The sequence below is a fragment of the Priestia sp. LL-8 genome (genome assembly GCF_036227845.1).
GTDB lineage: Bacteria > Bacillota > Bacilli > Bacillales > Bacillaceae_H > Priestia > Priestia zanthoxyli.
Genome location: NZ_JAZAQH010000001.1, coordinates 1,119,575 through 1,141,186 on the forward strand (window position 1 = coordinate 1,119,575; position 21,612 = coordinate 1,141,186).

The 21,612-nt window shown below is 37.0% G+C and carries 21 protein-coding genes; 19 read left to right on the forward strand and 2 right to left on the reverse strand.

Translation table 11 applies throughout. The features are described from left to right. Positions 1 to 16: 16 nt before the first annotated feature. The 14 genes from U9R83_RS05680 (at position 17) to galU (ending at position 13,493) form a co-directional block, all read left to right on the forward strand. Positions 17 to 1,102: a glycosyltransferase family 4 protein gene (locus tag U9R83_RS05680; RefSeq protein ID WP_328575129.1), complete on the forward strand. Its 1,086-nt coding sequence runs from the start codon at positions 17 to 19 to the stop codon at positions 1,100 to 1,102. A 16-nt stretch (positions 1,103 to 1,118) separates the two neighbouring features. Next, positions 1,119 to 2,204 (forward strand): glycosyltransferase, encoded by a 1,086-nt coding sequence (locus U9R83_RS05685; protein WP_328575130.1) that lies wholly within the window; start codon positions 1,119 to 1,121, stop codon positions 2,202 to 2,204. A 24-nt stretch (positions 2,205 to 2,228) separates the two neighbouring features. Next, complete coding sequence (gene kdsB, locus U9R83_RS05690; protein WP_328575131.1) at positions 2,229 to 2,948, forward strand: 3-deoxy-manno-octulosonate cytidylyltransferase; 720 nt, start codon at positions 2,229 to 2,231, stop codon at positions 2,946 to 2,948. 4 nt (positions 2,949 to 2,952) lie between these two features. Continuing rightward, positions 2,953 to 3,777 carry a 3-deoxy-8-phosphooctulonate synthase gene (gene kdsA, locus U9R83_RS05695; RefSeq protein WP_328575132.1) on the forward strand — a complete coding sequence of 275 codons (825 nt, stop codon included), beginning with the start codon at positions 2,953 to 2,955 and terminating at the stop codon, positions 3,775 to 3,777. Between the two features lie 20 nt (positions 3,778 to 3,797). Continuing rightward, positions 3,798 to 4,778, forward strand: a complete 981-nt coding sequence (locus tag U9R83_RS05700; protein ID WP_328575133.1) for a KpsF/GutQ family sugar-phosphate isomerase — start codon at positions 3,798 to 3,800, stop codon at positions 4,776 to 4,778. A gap of 3 nt (positions 4,779 to 4,781) precedes the next feature. Further along, positions 4,782 to 5,306, forward strand: coding sequence for a KdsC family phosphatase (locus U9R83_RS05705; RefSeq protein ID WP_328575134.1), 525 nt, complete (start codon positions 4,782 to 4,784; stop codon positions 5,304 to 5,306). A 26-nt stretch (positions 5,307 to 5,332) separates the two neighbouring features. Then, on the forward strand, positions 5,333 to 5,785 hold the full coding sequence (locus tag U9R83_RS05710; RefSeq protein ID WP_328575135.1) for an HIT family protein: 453 nt from the start codon (positions 5,333 to 5,335) through the stop codon (positions 5,783 to 5,785). A 2-nt stretch (positions 5,786 to 5,787) separates the two neighbouring features. Then, positions 5,788 to 7,167, forward strand: a complete 1,380-nt coding sequence (locus tag U9R83_RS05715) for a sugar phosphate nucleotidyltransferase (protein ID WP_328575136.1) — start codon at positions 5,788 to 5,790, stop codon at positions 7,165 to 7,167. A 124-nt stretch (positions 7,168 to 7,291) separates the two neighbouring features. Beyond that, the gene (gene manA / locus U9R83_RS05720; protein ID WP_328575137.1) at positions 7,292 to 8,299 is read left to right on the forward strand and encodes a mannose-6-phosphate isomerase, class I; all 1,008 of its coding nucleotides are present in this window, start codon (positions 7,292 to 7,294) and stop codon (positions 8,297 to 8,299) included. Then, on the forward strand, positions 8,259 to 10,007 hold the full coding sequence (locus tag U9R83_RS05725) for a phospho-sugar mutase (RefSeq protein WP_328575138.1): 1,749 nt from the start codon (positions 8,259 to 8,261) through the stop codon (positions 10,005 to 10,007). Before manA ends, U9R83_RS05725 begins: the two co-directional genes overlap by 41 nt. Before the next feature lie 121 nt (positions 10,008 to 10,128). Beyond that, positions 10,129 to 10,887 carry a YveK family protein gene (locus U9R83_RS05730; protein WP_328575139.1) on the forward strand — a complete coding sequence of 253 codons (759 nt, stop codon included), beginning with the start codon at positions 10,129 to 10,131 and terminating at the stop codon, positions 10,885 to 10,887. A gap of 19 nt (positions 10,888 to 10,906) precedes the next feature. Continuing rightward, positions 10,907 to 11,581, forward strand: a complete 675-nt coding sequence (locus U9R83_RS05735) for a CpsD/CapB family tyrosine-protein kinase (RefSeq protein ID WP_328575450.1) — start codon at positions 10,907 to 10,909, stop codon at positions 11,579 to 11,581. A 216-nt stretch (positions 11,582 to 11,797) separates the two neighbouring features. Continuing rightward, on the forward strand, positions 11,798 to 12,565 hold the full coding sequence (locus U9R83_RS05740; RefSeq protein ID WP_328575140.1) for a tyrosine-protein phosphatase: 768 nt from the start codon (positions 11,798 to 11,800) through the stop codon (positions 12,563 to 12,565). A 46-nt stretch (positions 12,566 to 12,611) separates the two neighbouring features. Further along, positions 12,612 to 13,493: a UTP--glucose-1-phosphate uridylyltransferase GalU gene (gene galU, locus U9R83_RS05745; protein WP_308358539.1), complete on the forward strand. Its 882-nt coding sequence runs from the start codon at positions 12,612 to 12,614 to the stop codon at positions 13,491 to 13,493. Between the two features lie 52 nt (positions 13,494 to 13,545). Here galU and tagU read toward each other — a convergent pair whose 3' ends face one another. After that, positions 13,546 to 14,496 (reverse strand): polyisoprenyl-teichoic acid--peptidoglycan teichoic acid transferase TagU, encoded by a 951-nt coding sequence (gene tagU / locus U9R83_RS05750; protein ID WP_316909772.1) that lies wholly within the window; start codon positions 14,494 to 14,496, stop codon positions 13,546 to 13,548. A 196-nt stretch (positions 14,497 to 14,692) separates the two neighbouring features. Between tagU and U9R83_RS05755 the strand changes: the two genes are divergently transcribed. The 5 genes from U9R83_RS05755 (at position 14,693) to U9R83_RS05775 (ending at position 20,957) form a co-directional block, all read left to right on the forward strand. Continuing rightward, entirely contained in the window at positions 14,693 to 15,478 is a 786-nt protein-coding gene (locus U9R83_RS05755) for an SGNH/GDSL hydrolase family protein (RefSeq protein WP_328575141.1), read from the forward strand. Positions 15,479 to 15,711: 233 nt separating this feature from the next. Next, on the forward strand, positions 15,712 to 16,464 hold the full coding sequence (locus tag U9R83_RS05760; protein ID WP_328575142.1) for a tyrosine-protein phosphatase: 753 nt from the start codon (positions 15,712 to 15,714) through the stop codon (positions 16,462 to 16,464). A 279-nt stretch (positions 16,465 to 16,743) separates the two neighbouring features. Then, entirely contained in the window at positions 16,744 to 17,511 is a 768-nt protein-coding gene (locus tag U9R83_RS05765; RefSeq protein WP_182420798.1) for a tyrosine-protein phosphatase, read from the forward strand. A gap of 100 nt (positions 17,512 to 17,611) precedes the next feature. After that, positions 17,612 to 19,333: a pyruvate oxidase gene (locus tag U9R83_RS05770; RefSeq protein WP_034271213.1), complete on the forward strand. Its 1,722-nt coding sequence runs from the start codon at positions 17,612 to 17,614 to the stop codon at positions 19,331 to 19,333. A gap of 43 nt (positions 19,334 to 19,376) precedes the next feature. Further along, positions 19,377 to 20,957, forward strand: a complete 1,581-nt coding sequence (locus U9R83_RS05775; RefSeq protein ID WP_328575143.1) for an FMN-binding glutamate synthase family protein — start codon at positions 19,377 to 19,379, stop codon at positions 20,955 to 20,957. A 22-nt stretch (positions 20,958 to 20,979) separates the two neighbouring features. On the opposite strand, the gene U9R83_RS05780 is transcribed toward U9R83_RS05775, so the two are convergent. Beyond that, a complete protein-coding gene (locus U9R83_RS05780) occupies positions 20,980 to 21,606 on the reverse strand; it encodes a GntR family transcriptional regulator (protein WP_047751465.1) in 627 nt (208 codons plus the stop codon). Positions 21,607 to 21,612: the final 6 nt, after the last annotated feature.

Below are 21,612 nucleotides of genomic sequence, written 5' to 3' on the forward strand. Positions count from 1 at the left end.
GTGGAGCGAATAAGTAATGGACATTTTTATAAATGGAAGATTTTTAACTCAAAAGATAACAGGTGTTCAACGATTTGCTATCGAGTTATTGAGAGGCATTGATGATTTATATGAAAATGGTGACCTCTCTAAAGATTATAAGGTAACAATTTTAGCGCCAAAGTTCGAAAAGGTTAATAAATCTATGTTTAAGCATATTTCAATAGAAACAATAGGATCTCGACAAGGACATTTATGGGAACAACTAGATTTATTTAAGTTTTGTAAAGGGGAATTTTTAGTCAATTTATGTAACACCGGACCTATACTAAAGAAAGATCAAATCTCTGTTATACATGATGCGGCAGTGTTCTCCAATGGGGAAAATTTCTCTTTCTTATTTAAAATGTGGTACAAGGTTATGCTGACATCTCAAGCAAAATTCTCTAAGAAAATTGTTACCGTTTCTAACTTTTCTAAAAGTGAATTAGTTAAATATCTAAATATCTCTTCAGAGAAGGTTGAAGTTATTTATGAGGGAAAAGAACATTTCACAAGACAAAGTACAGATATTGGTATCATAACTAAATATAATCTAAATGAAAAACCTTATTTACTTGCGGTTAGTAGTCTAAACCCTAACAAAAATTTTAGAGCAATCATAAAAGCGCTCGATCATGTAGAACATCACGATTTTAATATTGTTATTGCTGGTGGAACAGATCCAAAGGTATTTAGTTCTAAGGATACTGAATTACCTAAAACGGTTAAACATGTAGGCTATGTTACAGACGAGGAGCTCAAAACATTGTATCAAAATGCTTTTTGCTTCATTTATCCATCTTTTTATGAAGGTTTTGGTCTACCGCCATTAGAAGCTATGAGTATAGGATGCCCTGTTATTATCTCAAATCGTGCATCTTTACCTGAAGTTGGAGGAGAAGCTGCTCTTTATTGCAATCCAGATAGTCCTGAAGATCTAGCAGAACAAATCAAGAAGGTGACTACTAATCCAACGTTGAGAGAGGAAATGATCGCTAAAGGTTATGAGCAATCTGCAAAATTCACGTGGACTAAATGTGCACAAGAATTGATAGACACTGTCACTACATTAAAAATATGATTGAGTGGGAGATAATATGAAAGTATTACATATTGGTGAATATGTAAAAGGCGGAGTTTCAACATACGTTAACGAATTAATTAAGTATCAAACAAATAACTCTAACATAGAAGAAGTATTTCTTACTATGAGCGAACATAACTCGGAAAAGGAAATTCCTCTAGTACAAGAAAAAGTTTTGCTTTATAAATACGAGCGTTCACCAAAGTTTTTTATAAAAGCTGCTAAACAAATTTTTAATTACATTGATCAAGTCAATCCAGATATTGTACATATTCATAGTACATTTGCTGGTTTCTTTGTTCGATTACCTTTATTTTTCAGAAGAAAGAAATTTAAAGTAGTTTACTGCTCTCATGGTTGGGCTTTTTTAATGGATACTAGTCAAACAAAACAAAAAATATACAGCTTAATTGAAAGAGTGTTAAGTATTAAGACAGACTTAATTATAAATATATCTCAATATGAGCATGACAAATCATTGGAATATAAGTTACCTGAAAATAAATCCGTGGTTATTCATAATGGTATTAGTTTGAATGAAGAAACCAAAACTATCCAGGGCAATATAGAGTTAGATTCCACAAAAATCAACTTATTATTTGTAGGAAGATTCGATCGTCAAAAGGGTTTAGATATTTTGCTAGAATTTTTTCATAAATACTCGTCTTTTAACATTAACCTGTATGTAATTGGTGCCCAAGTATTGTCAGATCAAAAGACCGTTACATATAGCGATAATGTAAAGATGCTAGGTTGGGTTAACAACAAAGAAATTGACGAGTATTACAAACTGGCGGATGCTATCATTATCCCTTCTAGATGGGAAGGTTTTGGTCTAGTAGCTACTGAAGCAATGAAGAACAAGAAACCAGTTATTTCTAGTAACCGTGGAGCATTGCCTGAAATCGTGAAAGACGGAGAAACTGGCTTTATTTTCGATTTAGACAATTTAAGTTCTCTGCATAACATATTACAAAATATTAGTAAGCCACAACTAGAAAAAATGGGAAATAAAGCGTATCAACGCTTTCGAGAGAGATTTACCAGTCAAACTATGAACGAAAAGATTGTGGTTGAATATAAAGAATTACTAAATTAATTTTGGAATAAGGAGATGAAAAATATGAAGGTAATAGCTGTTCTTCCAGCTCGATACGGTTCAAGCAGATTTCCTGGAAAACCTCTTGCGTTAATTAATAATAAACCTATGATTCAACATGTCTACCAAAGAGTAAAAAAAGTTTCCAATCTAGATAAAGTAGTAGTTGCTACTGACAGTAAAAAAATCTACGATACTGTATTGTCTTTTGGTGGAGAAGTGGTAATGACAAAAGATACACATGAGTCAGGTTCAGATCGCATGGCTGAGGTATCAAAATTAATTGATGGAGATATCTTTCTTAATGTTCAAGGGGATGAGCCATTAATAGATGAAAGGCTTATTGCAGAAATTGTAGAACAATCTAAACAGTATAATAATTATGTAATCACTGCTAAAAAAGCTATAGAATCTGAAGAGGACGTTGAAAACCCTAATGTTGTAAAAGTAATTACTAACCAAAACAAAGAAGCGATTTATTTTTCTCGCTCACCTATTCCTTACAACAGATCTGATAAAAATATTACATATTATAAACATTTAGGTATTTATTGTTATCCAAAACATATTTTGCAGGAATTTGTTAATTTACCTAAATCCCAATATGAAGAAGTGGAAATGTTGGAACAACTCAGATTGTTGGAAAATGGATATGAAATGAAGGTTTTAGAAACTACCTATGACTCTATAGGCGTAGACACACCTGAAGATATTAAAAAAATTGAAAACCTGCTGGAGGTATAATTACATGTCGAATATCGTGAAATTAAATGAGGAAATTAAATTTGGAGGAAATAATCCATTTGTATTGATTGCTGGACCTTGCATGATTGAAAGTGAAGAATTAGTATTTCAAACTGCTAGTGCTATTCAAGAAATTACTAGCAAATTAAATATTCCTTTTGTATTCAAGGCATCTTTTGATAAAGCAAACCGTTCTTCCATTTACTCAGATCGTGGACCTGGGATTGAAAAAGGTTTAGAAATTTTAGCAAAAGTTAAAGAGACTTTTGGTGTTCCTGTTACATCGGATATTCATGATGCATCTCAAGCAGAACTTGCTGGTGAAGTACTAGACATTATTCAAATTCCTGCTTTTCTATGCCGCCAAACAGACTTACTAGTAGCTGCAGCTAAGACAGGAAAGATAATTAATGTGAAAAAAGGACAATTTTTAGCTCCTTGGGACATGAAAAATGTAGTGGTTAAACTGAAAGAGTCGGGTTGTGAACAAATCCTTTTAACTGAGCGAGGAAGTACGTTCGGTTACAATAATTTAGTAGTGGATATGAGATCTTTACCGACAATGAGAGAATTAGGTGCACCAGTAGTATTTGATGCTACGCATAGTGTTCAAATTCCAGGAGGTAACGGTACAAGTACAGGTGGAAAACGCGAATTTGTTCCGTATTTATCAAGAGCAGCTATGGCTGTAGGCGTAGATGCTTTATTTGCAGAAGTACATCCTGATCCTGACAATGCACTTTCAGATGGACCTAATATGATAAAGCTTCATGAATTGGAAGAAGTTCTAAAACCTATTAAAGCAATCGATGACATTATTAAAGGATAAAAATTGAGAGGAGTTGCCCAATGTCTTCTACACACCTTAAGGTTAATTTTAAAGATACCATTTCTGAAGTTCTTGAGCTAGAAGCAAAAGTTATTCTTGAAAGAAAAGAATATCTAAGTGCTCAAATTAGTGAATGTGTAAACTTTATTCTCAAATGCAGAGGAAGAGTTATTATTACAGGTATCGGAAAGTCAGGGTTGGTTGGCAAAAAAATTGCTGCTACTTTGGCAAGTACGGGTACTCCTTCTTTCTTTTTACATCCTGCAGAAGGATTGCATGGTGACCTAGGAATGGTCACGGATAATGATGTTGTTATAGCTATTTCAAATAGTGGAGAAACTGAAGAAATACTGAAAACAATTCCTTCAATTAAGAGAATTGGTGCTAAAATTGTTGCTTTAGTAGGGAATTCAAATTCTTCTTTAGCAGAACGTGCAGATTTAATCTTAAGTTATGGAATTGTAGAAGAAGCTTGTCCGTTAGGACTAGCACCTACTACAAGTACAACTTTAACATTAGTTATTGGAGACGCTCTTGCTATTTCTTTATTAAAAGCTAGGGATTTTAAACCTGAGAACTTCGCTGTTTTTCATCCTGGAGGGTCTTTAGGAAGAAAATTGTTATTAACAGTTGAAGATATTATTTCAACGACTAATCGAAACCCTGTTGCAAACGAAAATAGTAACGTTAATGAAGTGCTGTTCCAAATGACAGAGTTTGGCTTAGGAGCTATTAACATTATTGATAGCAATGGTAAATTAAAAGGTATTTTAACGGATGGAGATATCCGCAGAGGCCTTGCTAAAGAAATTAATATCTTACAGGAAAAAGTAAACAAATTATATAACGAAAATCCAATTACTGTTAAATCAGAATTACTAGCAGCAGAAGCACTGAAAATTATGGAAGATAATAAAGTAAACGTCTTGCCTGTGGTAAATAAGCATCAACAGCCTGTGGCCATGATCCATATTCAAGACGTGGTTAAAATGGGGATTTAATTAATGAAAAACATAAAATTGATTGTATTAGACGTCGATGGTGTTTTAACAGATGGAAGTCTTTATATAGGATCAAATGAAGTGGAATATAAACAGTTTAATACACAAGATGGTATGGGAATTACAATTGCTCATTATGCTGGTTTAAAAACTGCCATTATTACAGGGCGTAAATCTGAAGCAGTCGCTAAAAGAGCAAAAGAGTTAAAGATTAACTATGTGTATCAAGGAATTAGTAACAAATTAGAAGTGCTGTCTGAATTACTTACTGAGTTAAGACTAAAAGAGGAAGAAATTTGTTATATGGGTGACGATATTAACGACCTCCCTATTTTAAAAACGGCAGGTGTATCATTTGCCCCTGATAATGCAGTGGGCCTAGTTAAAGAATCTGTAGACATTGTAACGAAACATTCAGGTGGGAATGGTGCTGTAAGAGAAATGGTTGAATCAATTTTACGTGAGCAAACAAATTTTGAAGAACTCGTACATGAGTTTATATATGAGAAGAACAAAGTTATTCAATAGACGTATTATAGAAAGAAGGAAAATACTTGAATAATTGTATTATTTGTAACAAACATAGCAAAGAAGATTCATATAATGCATATGAAAATAAATATATTGTCGTTAGTCATGGTCCCTTAACTTCTCAAGTTAAGGGATATTTTTATATCGAATTTAAACGTCATGTGGAAAGATGGAGTGAGCTAAGCGATGAAGAAATAACTGAATCTAGTAGGATGGTGCAGTTATTAGATGAATTTCTCAAAGAAAATGTCTATGCAGACAGAGTGTATACAGTTAGCATTAGCGAAGCAGTTAGGCATCTTCATATTCATGTAATTCCAAGAAACATTAATATGGAATTGAAAGGTTTAGATTTAATTCGGCAAGCTACTCAACAGCTCGGCATGCTTGAAAATGACTTATCCAATGAAGAGGTCGTTGATTTAGTAAGTAAAGTAAACAAATTTGTAGCTGAGAAGCTAAGTAACGAGGTGTGACAATGAATCTAGTTTTATTATCTGGCGGATCTGGTAAACGTTTATGGCCCCTATCCAATGATTCTCGATCAAAACAGTTTTTAAAAGTTTTAGAACACGAGAAGGATTCTTTACAATCCATGGTACAACGAGTTTGGAATCAAATTCTTAATGTAGAACTTGGAGAATCTACAGTCATTGCTACCGGAAAGTCTCAAGTGGATATGATAAAAAGCCAATTAAATGATGAAGTAGATTTAATTATTGAACCTGCTCGAAGAGATACTTTTCCAGCTATTGCCTTAGCGGCTTCTTATATCTATAGTGTTAAAAAGGCAGATTTAGATGATGTTGTAGCTATCCTTCCAGTAGATCCTTACGTAGAAGATGAATTTTTTAATAGAGTAAAAGATTTAGAAGAAGTTGTTAAAAACAGCGATACTCAACTTGCACTTATTGGGGTAACGCCTACCTATCCTTCTTCAAAGTATGGATATATTGTGCCAGAACGTAAGGTTGCTAATAATGAATATGTTTCCGTAAAGCGATTTACAGAAAAACCTTCAGAAGCCGATGCATCAAATCTCATTGAACAAGGTGCATTATGGAATTGTGGTGTCTTTGCATTTAAGTTGGGATATATTCTTTCAATTTTGGAAGCTAAAGGTTTGCCAACTCAATATATAGAACTTCTAAAAAGATACGAAAGCCTTCCTAAGATTAGCTTCGATTATGAGGTAGTAGAAAAAACAAAAGAAATTGTAGTCTTGCCATATGAAGGGTATTGGAAAGATCTCGGCACTTGGAACACGCTAACGGAAGAAATGGCAACTAGTCAAATTGGCAAAGGAGTTATCAGTAAAGACAGTAGCAATGTACATTTGATTAATGAACTAGATATTCCTGTGACAGTATTAGGAGCTTCTAATTTAGTAGTAGCGGCTAGCCCTGATGGAATATTAGTATCTGATAAAGAAGCCAGTCCACGGATTAAAGAGCTAGTGGGGGAATTTAACAGCCGTCCTATGTATGAAGAAAGACGATGGGGTTGGTACCGAGTACTTGATTACACAAAGTTAGCTGAAGAACAAGAAGTGTTAACAAAAAGAATTTGTATTGCTTCTGGAAAAAATTTAAGTTATCAACTTCATGACTATCGTGATGAAATATGGACTATAGTTGGGGGACAAGGTGAAGTTATTTTAAACGAGGAAACTTCTATAGTTAAACCAGGAGATGTAGTTAAAATTCCTTCAGGAGAGAAACATGCTATTAGAGCAATCACTGATTTGGAGTTTATCGAAGTACAAACTGGTTCTCAATTAATTGAAGAAGATATCGTCCGAATATACATGACATGGGACGAAATACAAGAGCATGTTTTAGAGGCGAAAAAAGTATAGTAACAAAAAGGAGTAGAGAGTATCTGCTCTTTTTTTATTTTTATAAAATGCTAGGCTAAGAGTTTTAGATTAATAAGAATAACATATTTTATGTAAAAGTGATCATAGAGGAGATGTAAAATCATTGAAACAACCTATTTTTTTACGACCATCATTTCAAGAGCGGATTTGGGGTGGTAATCAGCTTGAAAAAAAGTATGGATATTCGATTCCATCCTCAAACACAGGAGAATGCTGGGCCATTTCTGCTCATCCACATGGCCAAAGTGTTGTAGCATCTGGAGATTTTGCTGAAAAAAGCTTGGGAGAACTATGGGGAGCCTATCCAGAGTTATTTGGTCATTTTCAAAGTGACCGTTTTCCTTTGTTAACTAAAATTCTAGATGCACATGATGATTTATCTGTCCAAGTTCATCCAAACGATGAATATGCTGATGAGTTTGAAAACGGTGAACTAGGTAAAACAGAATGTTGGTATATTATCGACTGTAATGAAGATGCAGATATAATTTATGGACATCATGCCCAATCTAAAGAGGAATTTGTTGAGTTAGTGGAACAGGAAGACTGGGAAGGACTATTACAGAGAATTAAAATTAAACCAGGGGATTTTTTCTATGTTCCAAGTGGAACAATTCATGCTTTGTGTAAAGGAACGCTTGTATTAGAAACTCAGCAAAATTCTGATACTACATATCGTGTCTATGATTACAATCGTATTGGGCAAGAGGGGAAGCTTCGTGACCTTCATTTAGATAAAGCAATCGATGTGACTACTATTCCACATACAGCAGCTAAAGTCGAACCGGCTATAGCTAAAACAATCGGAGGGAGTATCACAACGTTTGTAGAAGATGATTATTTTACAGTTTATAAATGGGATATTACCAACTCATTAGCACTTACTCAGGAACACTACTTCACGTTAGTAAGTGTTATTAGCGGTGAGGGTAAATTGATTTCAGAAGATAAAGAATATCCAATTAATTTTGGTGATCATTTCATTCTTCCAAATGAAATGCATTCATTTATAATTGAAGGTGACATTCAATTAATTGCTTCACAACCAAACAGCAAAGGAGGTCGTCAGCGTGAGGTGGCAGGTACAACTAGACAAGTGGCTAACGTTTAATAATTTAAATAAAGACTTAAAAGATGAATTACTAACAATGAAAGAAAACTCAAAAAAAGCAGAAGATGCTTTCTATAAAAATTTAGAGTTTGGAACAGGTGGAATGCGAGGAGAGCTTGGTCCTGGGACGAATCGTTTGAACATCTATATGGTTCGTAAGGCAACAGAAGGGTTAGCATGTTATATAGAAGAAAACGGAGAAAAAGCTAAGAAGCGAGGAGTTGTTGTGGCATATGATTCCCGCCATAAATCTCCTGAATTTGCATTAGAAGTAGCGAAAGTATTAGGACAACATGGTATTAAGACATATATTTTTAATGAATTGCGTCCAACGCCTGAATTATCTTTTGCTGTTCGTTATTTACATGCTTTTGCTGGTATTGTCATTACAGCGAGTCATAATCCTCCTGAGTATAATGGATACAAAGTGTATGGAGAAGACGGTGGACAGCTTCCTCCAGCTGCTGCTGACACTATTATTTCATATGTTAATGCAGTGGAAAATGAGTTAACAATTCCTGTTCAAGGAGAGCAAGAGCTTCTTCAGAACAACTTATTAACTTACATTGGTGAAGAAGTAGATGCTGCTTATATTGAACAACTACAGACAATCCAATTAAATCGTGAAATTGGTGAAGAAGTGGGAAAAGACTTAAAAATTGTCTTTACACCTTTACACGGCACAGCTAATAAACCTGTTCGTGATGGGTTAAAAGCATTTGGCTTTACGAATGTAACAGTTGTAAAAGAGCAAGAACTTCCTGACGCTAATTTTTCAACGGTAACATCACCTAACCCGGAAGAACACGATGCTTTTGAATTAGCAATTCAATATGGTAAAGAAATCGATGCTGATATTCTTATGGGAACAGACCCTGATGCTGATCGATTAGGGGTTGCTGTAAAGAACGAAAAAGGTGATTACGTAGTACTAACAGGAAATCAGATGGGAGCTTTAATGCTTCACTATTTATTAAAACAAAAGAAACAACAAGGTATTTTACCTGAAAATGGAATTGTAGTAAAAACAATTGTGACATCTGAAATTGGGCGTACCATTGCTTCGAGCTTTGGTTTACCAACCATTGATACACTAACAGGCTTTAAATTCATTGGTGAAAAAATTAATGAATTTGAGCAGACAAAAGAATATCAATTTCAATTCGGCTATGAAGAAAGCTATGGTTATTTAATTGGTGACTTTGTTCGTGATAAAGATGCTGTTCAGTCAGCAGTTTTTGCAGCTGAAGTTGCAGCATACTATAAAGAGCGAGGGAAATCATTATATAAAGGTTTATTAGAAATCTTTGAAACATATGGATTTTATAAAGAATCCCTGCAGTCTTTAACATTAAAAGGAAAAGATGGCTCAGAACAGATTGCTAGTATCTTAACTGAGTTTCGTCTTAACCCTCCAACACAAGTTGCCAATTTAAGAGTAGCTACTGTCGAGGACTATCTTATTAGTGAAAGAACAAACATGGTAAATCAGACTGTTGAAGCGATTCAACTGCCAAAGTCAAATGTACTGAAATACCATTTAGAAGATGGCTCTTGGTTTACGATTCGTCCTTCTGGGACAGAACCAAAAGCAAAATTCTATTTTGGTGTGAAGAAAGATTCCTTAAAAGAAAGTGAAAAAGCTCTAGCAATATTAGAGAAAAAAGTAATGGAAAGTGTAAACAATCTTTTATCGACACCGATATAAAAGAAAATAAGTAGTAAAATAATAACTATATTGACGAAACCATATAGTAATTGTATATTTTGTCAAGTATAATAAAATATATGTCTATGTTATTACAAGCTATTACGTTCGGAGGTCAATCATGGAAGAAACAATTAGTTTGCGACATTTGTTTCAAGTATTGCGTAAGCGATTATGGCTTATTGCATTAATAGCAATTATCGCAGCCACTATTAGTGCAGTTATTAGCTTTTTTGTATTAACACCCGTGTATCAAACAAGCACACAAATCCTTGTGAATCAGGCTAAGTCAGAGCAGCAGTTGTATAATGCGGGGGCTGTGCAAACAAATGTTCAATTGATTAGCACGTACAATGATATTATCAAAAGCCCTGCTATTTTAGATACAGTTATTGAGAAACTAAAATTAGATAGCTCAGCTAAATCTTTAGGTGGACAAATTCAAGTAACTAGCGCTGAAAATTCGCAGGTTGCTGTAATTACCGTTCAAGACACAAATGCAAAGCGTGCAACGGAGATTGCTAATACAACAGCATCTGTTTTTCAACAGAAAGTTCCTAAGATTATGAATATGAATATTGATAATGTTAGTATTCTATCTAAGGCAGATCTTGCAGCAAGTAATAGCCCTATCAAACCACAGCCTATCTTAAATATTGCAATTGCGCTGGTTGTAGGCTTAATGGTAGGTATTGGATTATCGTTCTTATTAGAGTATTTAGATAATACGATTAAAACAGAGCAAGATATTGAAAATATTCTAGAGCTTCCAGTAATGGGCGTCATTACAAATATTAAGGACGTACCTAAAGCAACAAACGTACAGCGTCCTGATATGAAGACTCGCGTACCGCAAAGAGGTGAGACATTTGGCTCGTAAAGAAAATAAAAATGACAAGATGCTAACATTAAAGCGACGACTTCTTGCGCATAATAGTCCAAAAGATCCGGTTGCTGAACAGTATCGTACGATTCGTACGAATATTCAGTTTTCTGGTGTGGATCAAGACATTAAGTCATTGCTTTTAACTTCAAGTGGAACAGCTGAAGGGAAATCGACAACGGCTTCAAATTTAGCATCTGTTTATGCTCAGCAGGGCTTAAAGGTATTATTGGTTGATGCAGATTTACGCAAGCCGACGGTTCATTACACATTCCGTTTAGAAAACCATAGTGGTCTTACAAACGTTCTAACCAGACAGTCTAGTTTGGGACAAGCGGTTCAGGGGACAGAAGTTAGTGATCTTTACGTGTTAACAAGTGGGCCTGTTCCGCCGAATCCGTCTGAGCTTCTTGCCTCTTCTCAAATGGAAGAGCTGTTGAAAGAAATGAAGCAGCAGTTTGATATGATTATTTTTGATACGCCTCCTATTTTGGCAGTTGCAGACGCTCAAATTTTAGCTAATCAAGTAGATGCTTCTATTTTAGTAGTAAGCAGTGGGAAAACAGAAAAAGAAGCGGCTGTAAAAGCAAAAGAATTGCTAGTTCATGCAAAGTCAAAGCTGCTTGGCGCAGTGTTAAATAACCGTAAAACAGACAGTGGAAACTACTATTATTATTATGGAAGTAACTAATTTTTTAAGGGAATTTTAGATTTTGCTTAGCCTATATGCAATAAGACCTCGGAACGTAATCGTTTCGAGGTCTTATTTATATATGAATCTAGCATATAGGTTTTTTTCGGTATGAAGAATTTGACAAAAAACACATAGAAATAAAGAAAAAAATATGCTACTATAACACTACTTTAATTAGGTCTTAAGGTAGGGTATTGGAAAGGAGGATCATAGATGATTGATTTGCATTGCCACATTCTATCGGGTATAGATGATGGCCCTTTAAATGAAGAAATTAGTTTGAAAATGGCCCAAGAAGCCGTTGCAGAAGGTATTCATACAATCGTAGCTACCCCTCATCATCAGAATGGTCGCTATCTTAACGAGAAAAAAGATATTGTACAATATGTTCAGAAATTAAATAAGCTATTGAAGCAGGAAAAGCTTCCATTAACGATTTTACCTGGACAGGAAATACGGCTTTACGGTGAAATCCTTGAAGATTATCAAGCAGAGAAAATTTTGACGTTAAATGATACGGGGAAGTATTTATTTATAGAATTTCCATCTAGTCAGGTTCCCCACTATGCAGAACGATTATTGTTTGATATTCAATCACAAGGGCTAATTCCAATTATTGTGCATCCCGAAAGGAACAGCCGTTTGCTCGAAGAACCTGACCTGCTTTATAAATTTATAACGAACGGAGCGCTTGCTCAATTAACAGCAGGAAGCGTGACGGGACGTTTTGGGAAAAAAATTAAGAAGTTTTCTCACCAGTTGATTCAATCAAATCTCGTCCACTTTGTATCCTCTGATGCCCATAACCTTGAAGGCCGCTCGTTTTATATGAGGGAAGCTTTAGAAGCAATAGAAAGTGAGCATGGACAGGATACAGTATATGTGTTTCTAGAAAATGCTCAGTATGTGATACAGGGTCAAATGTGCTATAAAGACCCTCCAGAGATGATTAAAAAGAAAAAGTTTTTAGGCATCTTTTAAAGTGCTTTATTTATACTAAACTACTTATTTAAAAGGAGAAATGAATATGCAAAAAGTTAAAAAGGCCATTATTCCAGCAGCAGGATTAGGAACTCGTTTTTTACCAGCAACAAAAGCCATGCCAAAAGAGATGCTTCCAATCGTCGATAAGCCAACGATTCAATATATTATTGAAGAGGCAATTGAATCAGGTATTGAAGATATTATTATTGTGACGGGTAAAGGTAAGCGTGCAATTGAAGACCATTTTGACAACGCACCTGAGCTAGAGCAAAACTTAGCCGAAAAAGGAAAAATTGAGCTGCTAGAGAAAGTTCGTCAGTCTTCAAATGTGGAAATTCACTACATTCGCCAAAAAGATCCAAAAGGATTAGGGCACGCAGTGTGGTGTGCGCGTAACTTTATTGGCAACGAGCCTTTTGCGGTATTGCTAGGAGATGATATCGTACAAGCAGAAACGCCGGGATTACGTCAGTTGATGGATGAATACGAACAAACATTATCATCTGTTATTGGTGTTCAAACTGTTGCTGATAATGAAACGCACCGCTATGGCATTGTTGATCCAACTTCAAGTAAGGGCCGCCGTTACCAGGTTAATTCGTTTGTTGAAAAGCCAGCGCCAGGAACTGCACCTTCTAATCTAGCAATTATGGGCCGCTATGTGTTTACACCGGAAATCTTTAAGTTCTTAGAAGAGCAGGAAGTAGGAGCGGGCGGTGAAATTCAGTTAACAGATGCGATTCAAAAGCTAAATGAAATTCAGCGTGTATTTGCCTACGATTTTGAAGGAAAACGTTATGATGTAGGAGAAAAGCTAGGCTTTATTCAAACATCTTTAGAATTTGCTCTTCAGCATGAAGATTTACGTGAAAATCTCCTTGTATTTATGGAAGAATTGTTGAAACAAGAAAAAGTACGCGTATAACATTCATTTTTAATAAAAAAAGTGATGAAGTTTCCTTCATCACTTTTTTTTATTAGTTAAGATTTAAATGTTGTTTTAACTTACTAGAAAGCGCTTCGCGCGTAGCATCTGATACGGCATAGTAGTAAATGCCGTCGATTTTTTCACCTTTACCATCCACTTGCAGCTGTTCTACGTTATGACGTGCATCTTTGTAGTTAGACTGAATTTGTTTCATATCGTCAAATGTAAGGTTTGTTCTAACGTTCGTTCCGATTGTATCTAGAATTGTACCGTAATTAGCAAGAGATTGAACGCTTGCTCCTTCTTCAATAACTCCTTCAATAATTTGACGCTGACGCATTTGACGTCCAAAGTCTCCGCGAGGATCTTGTTTACGCATACGTGAGTAAGCAAGAGCTTCTTTTCCATCAAGCGTAAGCTTTCCTTTTTTAAAGCTGTATCCGTCATAATCAAAATTCAGGTCGTTGTTAACTGTAACTCCTCCAACTGCATCTACAATGTCTTTAAAGCTTTCCATGTTAACCTGTACGTAATAATCCACAGGCACGTCTAAGAATTTCTCTACCGTATTAACAGCCATATCTACGCCTCCAAATGCATAGGCATGGTTAATTTTATCCGTAGTTCCTTTTCCTACAATTTCTGTACGCGTATCACGAGGGATACTAACCATTTTCATCGATTGATCTTTTGGATTTACGGTCATTAAGATTAACGAATCTGAACGGCCGCGATCTCCAGCGCGCTGATCTACTCCTAGAAGGAGGATGGAGATAGGGTCACGGTTACTAAATGAGACTTTTTCCGAGCGTTTCTCTGAAACATCACGGTTTAATGGCTCATGTGTTTGTGTAAAAGTCTTTTCAACCGAATGCCAAATGCTATAAGCATAAGCTCCTACTCCAAGAATTAGTACTAAAATAATGGCCATTGTAATTTTTAAAGCGCGTTTTTTCTTTGGTTTTCTTCTTTTACGTCGTCGAGTTTGAGGCTCTGTCATAATCGGTTTCTCTTCCTTTACTTAATATATTGATAAAACAAATGAATTACTTATGTACTTCATTAATTCTTATCTCTTTTTTATACGTAACAGCAAGCCTATATAAATATGACATATTGACTTATTTTTATCCACTTATTCTCAAATTATATTATAATAAAGGCAAAAAAGAAAGATATAGTAGAGGAGACAATTTATGAAAATATGGGTCAATGTTCTAGCTTTGCTTGTGCTTATAGCATCTTTAGTAGCGGGTAAAATGTATTGGAATCATCAAGCTTCTGAGCAGTCAGCGGTAAGGCCAACAAAAATAGAAGGTTCTAGTTATACAAAAGGTGAAGAAGCTTCTTGGAAAAAGTATGCGCAAAACCTTCCCAAATCGGTAATAGCAAAAATAGAGCAAGCTGAAAAAACACAAAAGCCTATTAAGCTAGTAATTGTAGGCTCTGCTCCTAAAGAGAAGATAGATAAGACCTGGGGAGCTTTGCTGAAAGAAAGCTTACAAAGTACGTACGGTGAAGATTTAATAACTACAAAAGTGTACGAATATACAGATATGACAACGCTGGAATTTGTAAAAGATGAAGCTTACAAACAAATTTCAAATGAAAAACCAGACGTTTTATTGTTTGAACCGTTTCTGTTAAATGATAACGGAGTAGTAGGGATCAATAATACGCTAGAAAATATTACTGTGATTATGAGCCGTTTAAAAGAGAAAAGTAGTGAACTCGTTACTATTCTACAGCCATCAGCACCTGTATATAAAGCAGAAAATTATCCAAATGATGTAAAGGCGTTAGAGGAATTTTCTAAAGAAAATGGATACGAGTATCTTGATCATTGGAATGCATGGCCTAATTATCGTTCTAAAGACATCTTAACATTTTTAGGGAAAGCTTCTGGTCAGCCTAATGACAAGGGAGAGCAGCTATGGGCACAGTATTTGGAAGCGTATTTTACTAATTCACCATCAGAATAATAGAAACAAGCAGGTTACCTCTTCCGCTAATCTGTTTAAATGTTCATAGGTATAAAGAACTAAAAAATGATGATATAGTGCATTTTAAGACGTAAATATAGCTTTTAGGACTCAAAACATGCACATAAGAAGATGTCTTCCTGTATGTGGAAAAGTTCGTGCAGTACGTATGTTATAATATAATTTATGGAATATTACCCATGAATTGAGACATAGAAAGAGGAGACAAACGAATGATTGACATACATACATACATTTTGCCGGAGATGGAAAATGGACCTAAAAGCCACGATGAACTTTTGCAGATGGCAGACGCACTAGTGAAGCAAGGAATAACAAAAGTGGTTGCGACTCCTAAATATGAAGGACCTGCTTCAAGCTGCACATCAGCGGTAGGATTTGCAAATGAATACCTGCGAAAAGCTTCTATCTCACTAACCATTTTACCGGGACAAAAAGTAACTGCCTCCAATCATATGACTTTGTTTAATCAAGATTTCTATAAGATGACTATAAATGAAAATGAAAAATATATGTTTTTGGAGATTCCGCAAGATATGGAAATTGAAGTAGTAGAAAATATTACATATGAGCTGCAGCTAAAAGGAGTCGTGCCGGTTTTAAATGAGCCTGAACGCCACCCGTTATTTATAGATAATCCGGCGAACTTATACAAGCTCGTAAAAAATGGAGCAGTCGTTCAGCTGTCTGCACAAAGTGTGCTGGGCGACAACGGCAGTAAAGCTAAAAAAGGAGCTTATCAGTTCATTGATCACGGATTAGCACACGTTATTGCATCAGGCGTGAATCGTGAAAATTACCAGCAGTACGGTCTCCAAAAAGCTTATTCTGCTGTTTCTAAAAAATACGGCAACAGCAAGCTTTATCGTTTCATGGAAAATACTGAGGCCATTGCGAGCGGGAAGGCTGTCTATAAACAAGAGCCTGAACGCATCAAAAAAACAAAATTCCTAGGAATCTTTTAACTTTTCCCTTTGTACCCTGATTAACATTCGCTTAATCAGGGTATTTGCATACAAAGACCTATTTCAGACCCTTCTTTTTTCATCATTATTTGGAGTTATTTTACAAATTATGTTTGCGTTTTCACATAGAGTAATAGTAAAATATTGTTAGTTAAGTAGATGACAGGAAAGTACGCGGTTTTCCGGGGTTCGTGGAGGTAAATGTCGAGAAGAATACATAGTTTCACACTAGAAATCGTCGTAGAATAGAGCTATACAAAACGCAGGGAGGGAAATAAAGTGATTGATATTCATACGTACATATTGCCTAATATCGATAGCGGACCTGAGGAAGTAGACGGCTTTTTGAAAATGGCACGCTCCTTAACGGATCAAGGCGTTCAATCCGTTGTGGCTACGCCGCTTTATGACAGCGATCAAGAGTTTATGAAACACCATTTATTTCTCTATGTGAATGCAGCTAATGAATGGCTCACGAATTCATGTATTCCTCTTCAAGTATTACCAGGTCAGCTTGTCCCTTTATCGCCTCAACTTCTGCGAAACTATGAGCGAAATCAGCTTCTTACGCTTAATCACACCGATAAATATTTGTTTCTTTCACTGCCTGACTATGATGTCTCACCTTATTTTGAAAAAACGCTGTATGATCTTCTCACAAAAGGCGTTGTGCCTATTCTACGTTCACCAGAATGTCATCCGATTTTCCGAGATCACCCTGAGCGTTTGTATGAGCTTGTTAAAAAAGGCGTGCTCGTTCAGCTAAGTGCGGCTAGTATTCTCGGTTTAAACGGAAAAAAAGAAAGAAAAGCGGCCTGTACGTTTATTAAATACCGCTTCGCCCACGTGATTGCCTCTGGCGTTCATGCTCGCAATTACCACGACTATTCACTTTCAAAAGCGTATGATTATATTTCCGATATGTACGGTGCGTCAGAACTTTATTTTTTTATCGAAAATGCAGAAGCGATTATCGACGGTCGTCCGGTGCATCAATTAGAGCCTGAGCCGATGAAAAAATTTAGTTTATTTAAATTATTTAGCTAAAAACAAGGGACTTTTCCATAAAAACGGGAAAGTCCCTTGTTTTGTCTTTCTTTCATTGTGGTATGGAATAGAAACAAAGTTAAAGAAAGGAAGGCTGAATATGATAAAAACTACAGCTGGAAAAGCAGCTATGTCGGTATTAAAAGAATGGAAGATCGATCACATTTTCGGTATGCCGGGAGATTCAATCAATCATTTTATGGACAATCTGCGAAGTGAAAAAGATGAAATTGAGTTTATTCAAGTCCGTCACGAGGAAGTAGGCGCACTTGCCGCATCTTCTTACGCTAAAATCACGGGTAAAATCGGCGTATGTCTGTCGATTGGAGGACCGGGTGCGATTCATTTGTTAAACGGTTTGTATGATGCGAAAGCGGACGGAGCACCAGTGCTAGTGCTAGCGGGACAGGTGCCACGCGCGAAGCTTGGCAATGAATCGTTTCAAGAAGTGAATTTAGAACGTGTTTTTGACGATGTGTCGGTGTTTAATCACCGAGTAGATTCACCTGAATCATTTCCGCATCTGCTGCAGCAAGCGATTCGAACGGCTTACGCTAAAAAAGGCGTCGCGGTTCTAGTTATTCCAGATGATATTCCGTCTTCAACGATTAAAATTGATAAAAAAACGCCAATTGCCAATGTATCAAAAACCATTTCTCACAGTGACCCAGAAGATGTAGCTAAAGCGCTTCTAGCGATTAAATACGCAAAAAAACCGGTTATTTTAGCAGGAACAGGTGCAAAGCACGCCAAGCTTGAATTAGCGCAGTTTGCGGAAAAAATTGCGGCGCCGATTATCTTTACGCTTCCGGGTAAAGGAATACTGCCTGATCATCATCCTTATAACCTGGGGCAGCTCGGGCAAATTGGGACGAAGCCGGCGTATGAAGCGATGGAAGAAACCGATTTGTTAATTATGATTGGAACTTCGTTTCCATACCGCGAGTTTTTACCAGATGGAGTCGAAGCAATACAGCTGGATTCCGATGCCACACAAATCGGCAGACGCTATCCTGTATCGATTGGATTAGTCGGAGACTCTAAAACGACGCTGTCACAGCTTACGCATAATTTAGATTACCAAGAAAACCGCCGTTTCTTAGAAGAGTGTCAAGTTAATATGGAAAACTGGTGGAAACACGTAGAAAAAGAAGAAAACGAAGTGAGTACGCCAATCAAGCCGCAGCAAGTCATTCCTAAGCTGCAAAAAATTGTTGACGATGATGCGATTGTATCTGTTGATGTCGGGAACGTTACGGTATGGATGGCGAGACATTTCCGCATGACGAATCAAAAATTTGTGATTTCAAGCTGGCTGGCAACGATGGGCTGCGGACTTCCAGCTGCGATCGCAGGAAAGCTTGCCCATCCGGAAAAACAATCGGTAGCCGTGTGCGGTGACGGAGGCTTTACGATGGTCATGCAAGATTTTGTGACGGCTGTGAAGTACAAGCTGCCGATCGTTGTCGTCGTCCTTAATAACAGTGAAATCGGGATGATTAAATATGAACAAGCCATTCAAGGTCACTTGGATTACCAAACGCAGCTTGGTGAAATGAACTTTGCAAAGTTCGCTGAATCGTGCGGAGGAATTGGCTACCGCGTTGAAAAATACGAGGAGCTCGAAACAGCGTTTGAAAAAGCAGCGCTTGCGAATGTTCCTGTTGTGATTGATGTCGTTGTCGCGGATGAACCGCCGCTTCCAGGCAAAATTTCATTTGGACAAGCAGCCAATTATTCGAAGCATATTATGAAAAAGTTCTTTAAAGAACATGAGCTTGAAATGCCGCCGCTTCGAAAAGGACTAAGCAGAATGCTTTAATCAGTGACTCTCCTTACAGGAGAGTCTTTTTAGGAGGGATATCATGGGAGTGTTTGAAATCATTTTACTTATTTTTGGTGCGGTCATGATGCTTGTGATTGTAGTGCCGGTTATTATCGCTGTTATTCTTTGGTTAAAAGATGAAAAACAAGAAGAGCATTCGGTGCTTAGAAACTATCCGCTGCTCGGAAAAATGCGCTATATTTTTGAGAAAATGGGGCCTGAACTGCGTCAGTATTTATTTTTAAATAATAATGAAGGCAAGCCGTTTTCTAGAAATCAATACGAGCAAACCGTTAAGTCAGGTAAATACTTGAACCGGATGATGGGGTTTGGCTCAGAGCGTGATTTTAGCGAACCGGGTTACTATATTCGAAATGCGGTGTTTCCAAAGCAGCGCGACGAAATGAAAGCGGATAATACGACAAAAATTAAAACAAAAGTATATAAAATGGACGCAGATAACTTATTCAGCCGAAGAGAGCACCGCGAAGAAAAAGAAGCGGATCCATTTTATTTACGGGATGAAGAGGCGGTCGTTATAGGGCCTTCATGCAAAAAGCCGTTTGTTGTAAAAGGATTAATCGGTCAATCAGGCATGAGCTTTGGAGCGCTTGGTGACCATGCGATTACCGCTTTATCACTAGGATTAGGTCGAGCAGGCGGCACGTGGATGAACACGGGAGAAGGAGGCCTGTCACCGTATCATTTAAAAGGAAACGTCGATATTATTTTTCAAATTGGTCCCGGGCTTTTTGGCGTTCGGACAAAAGAAGGCGAATTTTCATGGGAAGAATTTAAAAAGAAAAGTAAAATGAAGCAAATCAAAGCGTTTGAAATTAAGCTTGCCCAAGGAGCCAAAACGCGAGGCGGTCACGTAGATGGTTCAAAAGTAACGGAAGAAATCGCCGAAATCCGCAACTTGAAGCCAGGAGAATCGGTAGACAGCCCCAACCGTTTCAAAGAATTCGCTTCATATCCTGAAATGTTCCAGTTTATTGAAAAACTTCGAGATGTAGGCGGCAAGCCAGTAGGTATTAAAATGGTTGTCGGAAACACAAATGATCTTGAAGAAATGGCGGCGTATATGAAAGAGACGGGAAGCGGTCCTGATTTTATTACGATCGACGGAGCAGAAGGCGGAACGGGCGCATCGTTTCAAGAATTAGCGGACGGAGCCGGCGTGCCACTGTTTTCAGGACTTCCTTTTGTGGATGAACTGCTTAGAAAATATGGCGTTCGCGATGAAGTGAAGCTTTTTGCATCGGGCAAGCTGTTAACGGCTGATAAAATTGCGACGGCTTTATCGCTAGGTGCCGACTGCGTTAATATTGCCAGAGGCTTTATGTTTTCTGTTGGCTGTATTCAAGCACAGGTTTGTCATAATAATCGTTGTCCAGTGGGCGTAGCGACAACAGATCCGAAGCTGCAAAAAGCGCTTATTATTGAAGAGAAATCATACCGCGTGTGCAACTACGTGCTGTCATTACGTGAAGGGTTGTTTAATTTAGCCGCAGCTGCCGGTATTGATTCGCCAACGAAATTTTCAAAAAAACACGTGGTGTTCAAAAACAGCAGCGGACAGTTAGCTGATATTTCTACAAAGGAAAAGATGTACGTATAAAAAGCTGCCAATCGGCAGCTTTTTATTGTCTTCTTTGAAGTAAATGCAGGCAAAACTCTAAGTCTTTTTGAAGATGCTCTTGCATTAATGCTTCCGCTTTTTCAGCATTGCGTTCTTTAATCGCGTTATAAATGTCTTCATGTTCGTCAATTAAAAACGGGCGGTTGTAAAACACGACCGTATGACGGAATAAGTAAATGATGGACTGCATGCGGTCGATAATATTAATCATGACGTCATTGTTGCTTGCGTTCACAATGATGGCGTGAAAACGTTCATTTGCGCTCATGATTTCTTCAAACGAGCCGTTTCTTCCGATGTCTACGCATTCCTTTAACTCTTCTAATTCGTTATCAGATAAAAAAGTTGCCGCAGCTTTAGAAGCTGAGCCTTCTAGCAGCATTCGCACTTCAAACAAGTTGCGTAAATCTTTTTCTGTCGGCGACACCACTTTTTTTCGAACAATCAGTCCTTCATATTCTAAGCGTCTGATGGAATCACGAATCGGCGTTCGGCTGAATCCAAGCTCGCTCGCTAATTTTTCTTCGACGATTTTTGTACCGCCTTCAAGCTCACCGTTTAAAATTTTATCTCGAATCATCTCATAAGAAGGGTGATGAGACGAACGAGAACCTTGATTTCTTAACATACTCTA